This window comes from Chryseobacterium taiwanense (assembly GCF_000813825.1).
Taxonomy (GTDB): domain Bacteria; phylum Bacteroidota; class Bacteroidia; order Flavobacteriales; family Weeksellaceae; genus Chryseobacterium; species Chryseobacterium taiwanense.
Window position 1 is genome coordinate 322,332 of record NZ_JWTA01000015.1, and the last position, 13,587, is coordinate 335,918.

Consider the following 13,587-nt stretch of genomic DNA (forward strand, 5'->3'; position numbering starts at 1 on the left):
TTATGCCTAAAGCGATATACTTTAAGCGTTTTTAATAACACTTATCGTGCAAAATTGATATTTAAAAAGGGCAAAAAAGCTCTAAGCTATGGCTTAAAGCTCAATGCTTTAATTAATATTCGTCTTCGTTCCAAAGATAATCCTCGTCTGTAGGGTAGTCACTCCAGATCTCATCGATTGCGTCATAAATTTCCCCTTCATCTTCGATTGCTTGAAGATTTTCCACTACTTCCATCGGTGCACCAGTTCTGATTGCGTAGTCGATAAGCTCTGCTTTTGTCATCGGCCAAGGTGCGTCACTTAAGTAAGAAGCTAATTCTAATGTCCAGTACATAATTTTCTAATTTTTTGCAAAAGTATAAAAATAGCTTATATTATATGCTTTTTTATACTTGATTTTCAACTCTTTTTATTAATTTTTGTTCATTCTCCTTTGTACAGACTGCTTTGCAATCGTTGTTGAGGACTTACTGCATGTCATTTCTCAAAAACCATTCCACAAATTTTTTTATGCCATTTTGGAACTTGGTGTCAGGTTTATAGCCGATTAATGTCTTAGCTTTTGTAATATCTGCGTTTGTTTTGAGGACATCTCCCGGTTGCATTGGCAGATTTTTTTTGATGGCAGATTTTTGCAAAGTATTTTCCAGCGTAGAAAGCATTTCGTTTAGACTGACTACTTCACTTTCCCCCAGATTAATGATTTCATAGATATTTGAATTCTTTTCTATATGATGGATAGATTTAATAATTCCGTCAATAATGTCATCAATATAAGTGTAATCTCTGGAAGTATTTCCTTCCCCATAAAAAGGGATTTCTTTTCCTTCAGTGATGAGCTTTGTAAATTTATAAATGGCTAGATCAGGTCTTTGTCTGGGGCCGTAAACGGTGAAAAAACGTAAATGGATGCTGTCAATATTATATAAATTGTGATAGACATGTCCGATAACTTCCACGGATCTTTTGGTGGCTGCATAAGGAGAAATTGGGCTGTCTACATTGTCGGTTTCAGAAAAAGGTGTTTTTTCGTTGTTTCCATAGACACTTGATGAAGAAGCATTAATGAATTTTTTTATATTGAATTCGTTACAGAGTTCCCAAAGGTTCATTGTTCCTTTTATATTCACTTCCTCATATTCTAAAGGTCTTTCTATTGAGGGGCGAACTCCAGCTAAGGCAGCTAAATGAATAACAAGATCAATGGAATGTTTTTCAAAAATGGACTTTAAAGCGTCTTTGTTACGGATATCTTCAGTAAATATTTTATAATTTGATGACTCGGTGATATCTTCAAGCTTTGCTAAATCATTCTTTTTGTCCGAAAACTCAAAAACAGAATTATTACCGATAGATTCTAAAGTATTTCTAATTTTTATTTTATAATCATAAAAATCATCGAAGTTGTCAATGTTTATGACAGAATGTCCATTTTTCAATAATTGTTCAATCAAATGAGAACCAATAAAACCACTTCCTCCTGTGACAAGATAATTCATCTGCGTTTTTTTACTTTTACAAAAACTATAAAATTAAGTTTTCAAATTTTAATTCATTAAATTTACTTAAAAAAGTAATACTATTAAATATTATGCAGTTTCAAGGGCAAATTTTAAAAATGACGAGCTTCAATGATGAGCCGATTCAATACTATCTTAACCTTTCAGGAGATTTAATTCATATGAATGAATTATTGGGGAAGGAACTAACAATAAAGCATGTCGGTTTTCAGTGTGTTAATTGTGGGGAGAATAAGCCCATCTACAGAATGGGGTTTTGTAAAAGCTGTTTTTTTGAAAGTCCTTATGCAAGTGATACCATTATTCGTCCGGAACTTTCCACAGCACATTTAGGGATTGCAGAACGTGATTTGGAGGTTGAGAAAGAAATCCAGTTGCAGCCACACACTGTATATTTGGCATATACAGGAGATGTGAAAGTGGGAGTCACCCGAAATACGCAAATTCCTACCCGATGGATTGATCAGGGCGCAACTTTTGCACTCCCTATTGCAAGAACAGAAAATCGCTATGAAGCCGGAATGATAGAAGTTGCTTTAAAAGAACATCTTCCGGACAAAACCAACTGGAGAAAAATGCTTCAGGATGATTTCGAAGATGAAATAGATTTAGCAGATTTTCAACAAAAAATAAAAGAGTATTTCCCTGAAGACTTTCAACAATTCTATAGTGAAGGAGAAAATCTTTGGAAGTTTGATTATCCTTTTGAAAAACCTGCAAAAGTAACCTCATTTACTCTAGATAAAAAACCGGAATTCACAGGAAAACTGACTGGAATTAAAGGGCAGTATCTTGGTTTTGAAGGGGGGAATTTTATCAATGTAAGAGGGCATGAAGGGTATGTGATAGAACTGCATGTGAGGAATTGAAGTTAATGTAAAATAAACCAAATCACAATTATGAAAAAATCCTGGGTTAAAAAGTTTTTGATTACAACTGCAATACTACTTGGGATTGTTTTGCTGGCAAATTTCGGGTTCAATTTTTGGCTTAAAAATAAGCTTCCCGATTACATCAAAAAAAATACAGATTACAAAGTTTCCTATAAAATGTTAGATGTAGATCTTACGACAGGAAATATTTTTGTAACCGGAATTACTGTAAATAATAAAAATCCTCAAAATACTGAAGTGATTGGACTTCAGGGAACTGTTGATACGCTAAAAGTAAGCCGTTTCGGAATTTTTGATGCTCTTTTTAATAAACGAATAAGTTCTACAGATCTTCTACTGGGCAAACCTAATCTGAATATTATTCTCGCTAAACCCGTTGATGAGAAGACTGGAAAAAAGAAAAATCCGGTGATGTTTGAGAATATCAGAATTAATAAAGGGGAAATTACGATTTTCAAACATACAAAGCAGACATTTCTGAAAATAGAACAGCTGGATCTGTACGTTGAAAATCTGCAGATGACTGAAGAATCTGTTGAAAACAAACTTCCGGTAGTGTTTGACAGTTATAGCATTAAAGGAATGAATTTTTTCTTTCAGCCGGATGATATCTATGCCCTGAAAATTGATAAAATCACGACCTCGAACGGACAAATGTCGGTTAATAACTTCAGGTTGGATCCACTTGTTACCTTTGATCAGTTTAAGCAAAAGTATCCGCAGAAAAAGCAACTTTTTCAGTTCAACATTCCTAAAATGGATTTTAAAGATGTTATTTTAAAAAAGAACAGAGTTTCTCTTACGCAGGCATCTTTTCATCATCCTGATCTGACAGTGTATACGACTGAGGCTGTTAAAAAAAATACTAAAAAACCTGTCAATTTTGAAGTCAATCTTAAGGGTATTAAAATGGACAATGCAACCGTTCAGATTATAAAACCTGACGGAAATAAACTTTTATCTGCTAAAGAATTAAATCTGAATATTAATGAATTAGAATTCAATAAAGTGACTTCGGAAGAGATGATTCCTGTGCGATATAAGGATTTTAGTATTACAGGAAAAGATATTGCCTATTTTAATGGTGAAAATATTATTTGCGAAAGTTTTGGATTAAATCCTAAAAAAGGAGAATTCAGAAATATTGAAATCACTTCTCCTAAAACGGCTACAGATTTGAAATTAAATCAATTTGCCTTTACGATTAATAAATGGGAAACTATAGATAAAAAACTCAATCTTGAAGTAAATGAAGTTTTAGTTGATCGTGCCAATGGAATCTTTAAAGTGCAGGAAAAGGAAAAAACAGTTCCTAAAAAGCTACAACTGGATGGAGTTCAGTTTCCGCTTGTCGTAAAGAAAGTGACTGTAAGGAATTCAAATATTGTATACGAAAAAGGAAATCGGCCTCTAACATTTAATGATTTGAATGCGTCTTTAAATCAATTAGAAATTAAGCAAAAATCTGACGGATCAGGATTGGGATTTGATGTAAAAAACTATATGTTCTCAACTAAAAATTTCTCCTATAAAACTAAGTTTTATAATATGTCGATCGCGAATATTGAATTTGGGAATGATAAAGTTAGAATAGATCATTTTGCAATGAAACCACTTGTTTCCAGAGCTCAGTTTATTAAAATGATCCCAGTTGAAAGAGACTTATACGATATCACCGCAAAACAGATTACAGCTTTAGGAAACTGGGATTTGTTTTCTACTAATAAATCTGTCAATGCTTCCAATGTGACGATTCAGTCTGCAGATGCTAATATTTTCCGAAGCAAAATCCCGAAAGATGATCCTAAAGAAAAAGCTTTGTATTCAAAAATGCTCCGGTCAATAAAAGTTCCGATGCGTGTTGATAATCTAGATGTGAAAAACTCGGTGTTGGTATATGAGGAAGATACTCCTGAAAGTGCAGGTCCGGGAAAACTTACTTTTAGCAATTTTAATATGAATGTTAAAAATCTGAGTTCTGCAAAAGCAAAAGGGAAACCGACAAGAGTAGATATTAAGATCGACTGCTCATTTATGAATCTTTCCCCTTTAGCTGTTAATTGGAATTTTGATGTTGCCAATACGCAAGATAATTTTGCTATTTCCGGAAGAACAACCAATCTTCCTGTGCAGGGAATAAATCCTTTTATCAGGCCATATTTACATGTAACTGCGACTTCAGGAACGATTCAGGAGATGCTTTTTAATTTTAAAGGAAATCCTAAAGGGTTGAATGGAACTTTCAATTTAAAACATAAAGATCTGAAGATTGCGATTTTGGATAAAAAGAATCATGAGAAAAAAGGAGTTCTGACAGCGGTTGCTAATTTATTTATAAAGACCGATTCCGGGAAATTCCCTGAAGAAGTGGCTGTTGAAAACGTAGAGCGAGATCCTACAAAATCATTCTTTAATCTTTTCTGGAAAGGAATTGAAGATGGATTGAAGAAGACTTTGATCGGGAAGAACGTTGATAAAACGGAAACAAAAGTAAAGAAGGCTGTTTCTGCAGTGAAAGACATGAAGAGCTCTGTAAATGAATTAAAGCAGGAAGCTAAAAATACAAAGGAACAAAAACAACAGGAAGACACTCAACCCAAAGAAAAGAAAAAAGGATTTTTAAAAAATGTATTTAAGAAAAAAGAAACTCCCGAAACAGAATAAATTCGGGAGTTTTTTATCTTTTAAAAATTATAATCATCAATTTCTTCTACAGGAATATCTCTTAAAAATGTATCGAATTGATCGCCGGGATAGTTGCTTTCGGCTCCGTAAGAATCAATGATCATTCCTCGGTTTCCTGTGATGTCTTTTATGACGTACAGCGCTACGTTGTCATCTGGACTGCTGTCGCCTTCAAAACGGTAGGTTTTTAAAATTACCAGTTCAGAAGGAAGGTAAATTTTATCAGAATTTTCAAATTTCATTTCACCCTGTTCGTTCATTCTTAGCTCTTTGTCTATCCCTCTTTCTTTAAGGGTTTCCATTACTTGGCTTAAGGTGGTCATTTGGCTCATATAGTTTTGTTTTCCTTAATTATTTCTTTTTATTACTACAATAATTAAACCATTTAATGGGTTATGCAAACGTTATTTTGAGGCAAAATCAATGTTAACAAAATTTATAATTTAAAAAATGAGAATAGGTATGCTTTTTGTAATAAATAGTGAAATAAAATGAACAAAATATGAAAAAAGAAGTTGGAGTATTATTGGCAGGAGGAGTTGGTTTTTTAGCGGTATTAAGCTTTATAGGCATTAAAAAGATATTGACTAAAAAAGATAAAAAATATAATGATGTCTACTCGGATTATCACAGACATTTTGATGGAAGAAATCATGATGAAGATTATCACGGAGTAGAGTTTTATGCAGTGAAGTAGTAAAAGAATATATTTAAATTATGTTTAAAACCGGCGCTTTTGAAAGTGTCGGTTTTTTTTGTGGAAAACTTTAGTGTTAAAACTCATTATTTTCAAAAAAATCCATTCTAATTTTACATCTGAAATGCAGAACGAAAATATCATAAAAGGTCAAGGAGCGCAGCGAAATGTTATCAACCGTTTCGACAGATATACGTATGAGCCTGAAGATGAAGATTTCGAAACGGTAAAAACATCTTTTACAGAAGTGTTTCCCAAAACCATTGTAAATCAGGTGAAAAGTGAAGATTTACCAATGGAATATTCTATGAATCCTTATCAAGGGTGTGAACATGGTTGTTCCTATTGTTTTGCAAGACCGACGCACGAATATTGGGGATACAGTGCGGGAATTGATTTTGAGAGAAAAATCATGGTGAAGAAAAATGCTCCTGAATTATTAGAGAAATTTTTCCGTAAAAAAGGGTATAAACCTGCGCCTATTTTGCTTTCAGGAAACACAGATTGTTATCAACCTGCAGAAAGACAGTTTGAGATCACAAGAAAAATGTTGCAGGTATGTTTGGAGTATAGGCATCCTGTAAATATTCTGACAAAAAATGCTTTGGTATTAAGAGATCTGGATATTCTAAAACCTTTGGCTGAACAAAATTTAGTTTCCGTATCATTAAGTATTCCAACTATCAATGAAGAATTGCGAAGGAAAATGGAACCTAGAACAAGCTCTTCAAAAAATAAACTGAAAGCTGTAGAAATCCTTTCCCAAAATAATATTCCTGTACATGTTATGGTTGCTCCAATTATTCCGGGTTTGAATAGTGATGAACCTTTGAATATTTTAAAAGAGATTTCGGAAGCGGGTGCTAAAAGTTTTGGGTATACTTTAGTAAGATTAAATGATAGTGTAGAACCTGTTTTTGTACGCTGGATTGAAACCAGTTTCCCTGATCGTGCCCAGAAAGTTTTAAATCTGATCCGCTCTATGACAGGTGGTAAATTAGGCGAAAAAAGATATTTTGACCGGCAGAAAGGAAATGGGAATATTGCTGAAATGATTCATAATACTTTTAAAATAGGCAGAAAGAAGTTTTTTGAAGGAAGAGAGTTTCCCAAATTATCTACTGAAAACTTTACCGGAACAAAGGAACAACAGTTGAGATTGTTCTAAAATTTATTAAAAATCAATTGATTAATCAGGTTTCTTAAAATTAACACGGAATAATTCCTTTATTTTAGAAATATTCTGAATGAAAGCAGTATATTTATCCGATTTACTTCTTGAAAAGAGATTGGAGAGAGGTAATGATATACCATCATAAAATTACTGAACTATTTATGAATTTTGAAAAACTAATAGACTATTTTAAGCTTGATAAACAGGAGTTTTATTTCCAATTTAGCTCACATCCTAATTATCCGTCGGCTTTAGCTTTCAGCGATACATTAAACTTTTTAGGATTAAGAAATGATGCTTATGAGTTAGATAAAGAATATTGGGATGAGCTTCCAGAGGAATATATCGCAGTAGTTGATAATTCTTTCTCTTTAGTGAAAAAAAAGGGGGATCAGTTCGCTGTATATTCTGATAAAATAAAAAATCTAACTAAAGAAGAACTTTATAAAAGCTCAAGCGAATTTGTGCTTCTTTTTGAAAAAGTGGAGGGAGCGAAAACGGGATCATCATTCAACTACAACCCGGTTATTTATGCAATTTTCGGATTGATTATATTGTATTCACTGTTTCAGTTTAGCTGGTATGAAAGTGTTTTTAATATATTGTCTTTAGCGGGAGTTTATATTTCATTAGAGCTTTTTAATCAAAAATTTGGACAAGTATCTGCTGTGGTAAATAATATTTGCGGAGTAGGAACAAATAATGCTGCTCAAAGCTCGTGTTCAAAGATCTTTTCTTCTGACAAAACCAATGTCTTAGGGTTGAAATTATCAGATTTTAGTTTGGTGTATTTCTTAGGAATAACCTTTATGGGGCTTATTTTCCCTGATGCTCAGTTCATATTACGAATTACAACTTTGGTTTCTGCGGCGGTAATTTTATATTCTTTGTATGTTCAGTTTTTTGTAGAGAAATCTTTTTGCAGAGTTTGTTTCCTGATAATATTTATTTTATTGTCTCAGATTGTAATAAGTACGGTGTATTTCAGTTGGGCAACTTCTTTGGCAATTATTTTTATTAGTGCTACTGTTTTTGTTTCATTGTTTTTTACGACCGCTTTTCTCAATAATCTACTTAAAGAAAAGGAAGAACTTAAAAAATCAAATGCTAAAAATCTTAAATTTAAAAGGAATTATGATCTCTTCAAAAGAGAGCTTTTAGACAAAGAAAGGATTGAGTTTTCTGATAGTAATACTTTTTTTGTTGGAAATAAAGAGGCAAAGCTTCATCTTTCTATTGTTTCCAATCCTTATTGTGGATTTTGTAAAGGAGCGCATCAAATAGTAGAAAATTTGCTGCATCAGTATCCCAATGATATTTCGGTTCAGATGAGGTTTAATTACTCTCAGGATCAGCAGAATGAAAAATATACGCAGCTGATTTCTGATTTCATGTACGTTTACAAAAATAAGCCTGAACAAGAATTTATTAATCTTGTGGAATATTGGTTTGAAACGAGAGATGAAGGCAAAGTAAGACAAAAAGCAGGAATTACTTCTAGTAGTGAGAATCTTACGCCAGTTATCAATATGTCAACGGAAAATAAGAATGCCGGAATTAATTTTACACCTATCATTTTAATCAATGGGTATCAGTTCCCGGATAAATATGATCGTGAAGATATTCATTATTTTATTGGTGAATTGATGGAAGATGAGGAAATTTATAAAGAAATAATCCCTGTGATATAAAGTTCACTAAATTAGGGAAATTAATAGCGGAATCCGAAAAGCTTAAAAAGAGTAGGGAATTACCAAATTCAAGTATTATGAAAAATTTAAAAAAATTAGCAAGAAACGAAATGAAAGACATTTTTGGGGCGGGACCAATCATTATTGGCTGTTCAAACAGTTGCTGCCCAACAGATGGCAGACCAAGATGTCCGAAAATGTACTGTCCGGCTGTTGTTTGCCCCCAGTATATATAAGCTTTTTCTTAAAACTATCTACGGAAAAATCTAACATTCATTTAAAGAAAGAGGTTGGATAAACTACCTCTTTCTTATTATAAATTTTGAAATCAAATTTTGAAAAAATTTCCTTTTTACCTTCAGCCAGATTCTAAAGATTGCGGACCTACCTGTCTCAGAATTATCAGTAAGCATTATGGCAAAAGCATTTCCTTACAGCAAATCCGTAATTTGTCTGAAACAACACGAGATGGCAGTAGTTTATTAGGATTGAGTGATGCTGCTGAAGATATGGGATACCGATCTTTAGGAGTACAGGTTGATTTTGAGACACTAGCTGTAGAAGTTCCATTTCCCTGTATTGTTCACTGGAACAAAAACCATTTTGTCGTGGTTTATAAAATTGACAAAAACAATCAGGTATATATTTCTGATCCTAGTTATGGACTTATTTCTTATACAAAGGAAGAGTTTATTAGAAGATGGATCGGCGAAAATGCGAATGAAAAAACAGAAGAAGGGATAGCTTTAATTCTTGAAACTACACCTGCATTTTTTCAAACAGAATTTGATGATCAGGAAAGCAAAGCCAGTTTTTCCTTTCTTTCAAAATATCTTTTAAAATATAAATCGCTTATTATACAATTGGCGATGGGGCTCTTGGCAGGAAGTTTACTTTCTCTTATTCTTCCATTTCTTACCCAAAGTATTGTAGATGTTGGGATTCAGAATCAGGATCTGAGTTTTATTTATATTATCCTTTTAGCTCAGATTATGCTTTTTCTGGGAAGAATGGGAATTGATATTATTAGAAGTTGGATTTTGTTGCATCTTTCAACACGAATAAATATTTCCATTATTTCAGATTTCTTTATCAAATTAATGAAACTTCCTATTAGTTTCTTTGATACGAGAATGACGGGAGATATTATGCAGAGAATTAATGATCATCATAGAATTGAACAGCTTCTTACCAGTTCTTCTCTGAATACGTTGTTTTCTTTAGTCAATCTTATTATATTCAGTATTGTCCTTTTGTTCTATGATTACAGACTGTTTGTAGTATACTTTATTGGAGCCGCACTGTATATCGGTTGGATCACTTTCTTCCTGAAAAAGAGAAAAGAACTTGATTATAAAAGATTTTCTCAGGTTTCCCAAGAACAAAGTAAAGTGATTGAGCTTATCAATGGAATGCAGGAAATTAAAATGCACAATGCTGAAAAGCAAAAACGCTGGGACTGGGAATTTTTACAGGTAAAGCTATTTAAACTCAGAATAAAATCTTTGTCATTAGAACAATGGCAGTCTGTAGGAGGAAATTTCATCAATCAGATGAAAGATATTCTGATAAGTTTCTTATCTGCCAAATTGGTATTAACTGGAAATCTTACATTAGGGATGATGCTTTCTGTCCAATATATCATTGGCCAGCTTAATAGTCCCTTGATGCAGCTAATTGATTTTATAAGACAAACACAGGATGCTAAAATTTCACTTGAAAGATTAGGTGAAATTCATGATAAAGAAGACGAGGAAAACAAAGACGAGCAATATGCGACGGAACTTCCTCAACAGGATATTGAAATCTCAAATATGTCCTTTAGATATGTGGGATCGGAGCAGTATGTTTTTGAAAACTTAAGTTTGACTATTCCTTATCAAAAAACAACAGCTATTGTTGGAGCCAGCGGAAGCGGGAAAACAACTTTGCTAAAATTATTAATGAAATTTTATGAACCTAATGAGGGTGAGATAAAAATTGGTAATACTCAGATGAAAAACATTTCTCCAAGATTTTGGAGGGATCACTGTGGAGTGGTGATGCAGGAAGGATATGTGTTTAATGATACCATTTCTAACAATATTGCAGTAGGTGAAGATTATGTAGATAAGGCAAAGTTGAGAAAAGCTGTGGAAATTGCTAATATTAAAGAATTTATTGAAGGATTACCTCTAAGTTATAATACCAAAATAGGAAATGAAGGTGTAGGTGTAAGTGGTGGACAAAGACAGAGATTATTCATCGCAAGAGCAGTATATAAATCTCCGGAATATATCTTCTTTGATGAAGCTACAAGTGCTTTGGATGCTAATAATGAGAAGGTGATTATGGAAAATCTAGAACATTTTTTTGAAGGGAAAACGGCAGTTGTTATTGCACACAGATTATCTACGGTGAAACATGCGGATAAAATTATTGTTTTAGATAAAGGAAAGGTTGTAGAAGAAGGAAATCATGCGGAATTGGTAGCTATAAAAGGAGAATATTACAGACTTGTAAAAAACCAACTTGAATTAGGTAATTAAACTTAAAAATAAATCAAACAATAAAGAAATATTTTTTATATTTAAACATAAATAAAAGCAGAATCCGAAAAGCTAATAAGAAAAGGAAACAAATTAAACTAAAACAATATGAAAAATATAAAAAAATTAAAGAGAAAGGATTTAAAAAATGTAATCGGAGGTGATACTACTCCTACTCGGATTGTTTGTCTTCAACTTATAACTCAATTTGTAGAAGCACTTCCTGAAGATTATTGTGCTTATCCAGAAAATGCGGCTCATATAGCATGTCAATGTAAAAGACTTTATGGTCTATAATATTGATGATGAAAGTTTAGTAATTAAAGTAAGGAGCTGGCTTCGTTCATCAAAACGACTCAAATCATGAGGCTTACCTTGTGTAAAATATTTATTTAATAAAGCTATAGCGGAATCCGAAAAGCTAATAGAGTAGGAAACAAATTAACTAAAATTACTATGAAAAATCTTAAAAAAATCTCAAGAAAAGATCTTAAATCAATTAAAGGAGGAGGTCTTTCTGATGATTGTTTTGCACAAATTATTCCTGGAGATCAAATCCCTGAAGATGGAGGATATGTTTGTCCTTGTAACCTAATTTGGTGTCCAAATACAGCATCTTGCATCTGGGAAACGATGTATGATGAACAAACTTGTGTTGGACAACTTTAAATCTTTATGAAAAGAAAGATTTATTTAAACTAAGATATTTATAATAGATATTGGTTAAATCCCCATTACTGGGGATTTAATGTATGAAAAGATGCCAACAAAAGACGTTTTAGACAACATAGAATTACGCTCAGAAAGCGTTCAGGATATTCTTACCGAACCTCCTCACTGGATGATCCGCTGGGGAAATACGATGTTTCTCATCATATTAATCATGATATTGATGATGAGCTATATCATCAGATATCCGGAGTTTGTGCCGGCTCCAATTGTTGTGACCTCACAAAATCCTCCGGAGAAAATTGAGGCGAGGAATAATTCAAAAATTGAGAAAATATTCATCAGAGACCATCAAAAAGTTAAGACTGGTGATGTTCTTATGGTCTTGCAATCGGCGGGAAACTATCAGGATATTTTAAATCTTAAAAAAATTGTTGATACGATTGCATCTAATCATTTATCATCTTTTCCTGTACAAGAAAGTTCTTATTTCAAATTAGGCGAACTTCAGGGAGATTACAACAATTTTGCAAAAGCACTTCAGGATGAGCATTTATTTACCAAGCTTCAGCCCTATGCTCCTGAAAACCTAGCGGCCAATCAAAGTATTGCAGAATCAAGAAGCCGAATTTCGACTTTAAAACAACAAAAAAATCTTGAAGCTTTAAAATATACCCTTACCAAGAAGAACTATCAGAGATCCCAAAAATTATTTAAACAGGGAGTTATTGCCGCCGTAGAGTTGGAAAATGAAAAAATCAAATATCTTCAGGCTCAGCAAAATTTAGAAAATATCAATATTTCATTGTCTCAGATGGAAGAAAGTATTTCTAATCTGAATAAAACAAAAAGCGGAACAGCCATCAATACCGAAAAAGACAAAATAAACTATTCTTCTCAGACTCTACAGTTATTTGAACAGCTCAGAAAGTCGTTAAAACAATGGGAACAAACGTATCTTATTACTTCTTCTACGAATGGAGTCGCTAGTTTTCAGCAGTTTTTTGGGGTGAATCAGTTTGTGAAAAGTGGAGATCCTATCGTTTCTATTTTGCCAGATGAAAAGGAAGCCGTGGTTGGAAGAATGTCTGTACCGACAGTAAATTCCGGGAAAATTATAGCAGGGGAAAAGGTGTTAATAAAGCTTGATAATTACCCTTACCAGGAATTCGGTATCATTGAAGGTAAAGTTCAGAATATTTCGCTTATTCCGGATTCACAAGGGAATTATTATGTAGATGTTATTCTTTCTAAAGGATTGAAAACCTCATATAACAAAACCTTAAAATTTGATAAAGAATTAAGAGGGAATGCTGAAATTGTAACGAAAGACTTACGATTAATTGAAAGAGTCTTTTATCAGATAAGAAAATTATTAGGCTATCAAGGATAAAAGATAGATCATATAAAAAAGAAACCGTTCCCAAAAGGAGCGGTTTTTTATAAAGTGTATTGAATTTCAATTAGATTGAATTATCTGGACATTTGAAGTCGTCACTGCATGTTGCGCAAACAATTGTTCCATCTGGACATGCATACATACAAAATTCAGGTTCTGGAAGGATTTCGATTCCTCCTGCTCCGGTAATAGTTTTTAATTGTGCTTTGTTTAATTTTTTTAAGTTTTTCATATTGTTTTAGTTAAAAGTTTGACACTAACGTAAAGATAATCAAAAAACTAATAACTCAAACAAATGTGGAATATTTTATAATTAAATTAATGTAAATAA

The 13,587-nt window shown here is 32.8% G+C and carries 14 protein-coding genes; 10 read left to right on the forward strand and 4 right to left on the reverse strand.

Translation table 11 applies throughout. The annotated features are described in order from the left end of the window. Positions 1 to 112: 112 nt before the first annotated feature. Entirely contained in the window at positions 113 to 334 is a 222-nt protein-coding gene (locus tag RM51_RS16150) for a DUF2795 domain-containing protein (RefSeq protein WP_027382805.1), read from the reverse strand. Between the two features lie 133 nt (positions 335 to 467). Beyond that, entirely contained in the window at positions 468 to 1,499 is a 1,032-nt protein-coding gene (locus tag RM51_RS16155) for a GDP-mannose 4,6-dehydratase (protein WP_039371931.1), read from the reverse strand. Between the two features lie 92 nt (positions 1,500 to 1,591). On the opposite strand from RM51_RS16155, the gene RM51_RS16160 reads away from it, so the two are divergent. Together RM51_RS16160 and RM51_RS16165 are read left to right on the forward strand one after the other, a co-directional pair. Beyond that, positions 1,592 to 2,389: a DUF2797 domain-containing protein gene (locus tag RM51_RS16160; RefSeq protein WP_039371935.1), complete on the forward strand. Its 798-nt coding sequence runs from the start codon at positions 1,592 to 1,594 to the stop codon at positions 2,387 to 2,389. Between the two features lie 30 nt (positions 2,390 to 2,419). Further along, positions 2,420 to 5,077 carry a DUF748 domain-containing protein gene (locus RM51_RS16165; RefSeq protein WP_039371937.1) on the forward strand — a complete coding sequence of 886 codons (2,658 nt, stop codon included), beginning with the start codon at positions 2,420 to 2,422 and terminating at the stop codon, positions 5,075 to 5,077. 20 nt (positions 5,078 to 5,097) lie between these two features. Here RM51_RS16165 and RM51_RS16170 read toward each other — a convergent pair whose 3' ends face one another. Beyond that, positions 5,098 to 5,430, reverse strand: coding sequence for a hypothetical protein (locus tag RM51_RS16170; protein WP_039371939.1), 333 nt, complete (start codon positions 5,428 to 5,430; stop codon positions 5,098 to 5,100). 170 nt (positions 5,431 to 5,600) lie between these two features. On the opposite strand from RM51_RS16170, the gene RM51_RS16175 reads away from it, so the two are divergent. The 8 genes from RM51_RS16175 to RM51_RS16205 all read left to right on the forward strand — a co-directional run bounded on the left by RM51_RS16175 (position 5,601) and on the right by RM51_RS16205 (position 13,250). Beyond that, positions 5,601 to 5,795, forward strand: coding sequence for a hypothetical protein (locus RM51_RS16175; protein WP_039371942.1), 195 nt, complete (start codon positions 5,601 to 5,603; stop codon positions 5,793 to 5,795). A 124-nt stretch (positions 5,796 to 5,919) separates the two neighbouring features. Continuing rightward, positions 5,920 to 6,963 carry a PA0069 family radical SAM protein gene (locus RM51_RS16180; RefSeq protein ID WP_039372099.1) on the forward strand — a complete coding sequence of 348 codons (1,044 nt, stop codon included), beginning with the start codon at positions 5,920 to 5,922 and terminating at the stop codon, positions 6,961 to 6,963. Positions 6,964 to 7,130: 167 nt separating this feature from the next. Further along, complete coding sequence (locus RM51_RS16185) at positions 7,131 to 8,660, forward strand: vitamin K epoxide reductase family protein (protein WP_039371944.1); 1,530 nt, start codon at positions 7,131 to 7,133, stop codon at positions 8,658 to 8,660. Between the two features lie 77 nt (positions 8,661 to 8,737). Continuing rightward, positions 8,738 to 8,896 (forward strand): bacteriocin-like protein, encoded by a 159-nt coding sequence (locus tag RM51_RS19535; RefSeq protein ID WP_165585014.1) that lies wholly within the window; start codon positions 8,738 to 8,740, stop codon positions 8,894 to 8,896. A gap of 99 nt (positions 8,897 to 8,995) precedes the next feature. Further along, a complete protein-coding gene (locus RM51_RS16190) occupies positions 8,996 to 11,188 on the forward strand; it encodes a peptidase domain-containing ABC transporter (protein ID WP_039371946.1) in 2,193 nt (730 codons plus the stop codon). A gap of 108 nt (positions 11,189 to 11,296) precedes the next feature. Next, positions 11,297 to 11,485: a bacteriocin-like protein gene (locus RM51_RS16195; protein WP_039371948.1), complete on the forward strand. Its 189-nt coding sequence runs from the start codon at positions 11,297 to 11,299 to the stop codon at positions 11,483 to 11,485. Positions 11,486 to 11,644: 159 nt separating this feature from the next. Beyond that, on the forward strand, positions 11,645 to 11,857 hold the full coding sequence (locus RM51_RS16200) for a bacteriocin-like protein (protein WP_039371950.1): 213 nt from the start codon (positions 11,645 to 11,647) through the stop codon (positions 11,855 to 11,857). A gap of 91 nt (positions 11,858 to 11,948) precedes the next feature. After that, entirely contained in the window at positions 11,949 to 13,250 is a 1,302-nt protein-coding gene (locus tag RM51_RS16205; protein ID WP_039372101.1) for an HlyD family secretion protein, read from the forward strand. A 70-nt stretch (positions 13,251 to 13,320) separates the two neighbouring features. Here RM51_RS16205 and RM51_RS19540 read toward each other — a convergent pair whose 3' ends face one another. Further along, positions 13,321 to 13,488 carry a bacteriocin-like protein gene (locus RM51_RS19540; protein ID WP_165585015.1) on the reverse strand — a complete coding sequence of 56 codons (168 nt, stop codon included), beginning with the start codon at positions 13,486 to 13,488 and terminating at the stop codon, positions 13,321 to 13,323. Between the last annotated feature and the right edge of the window lie 99 nt (positions 13,489 to 13,587).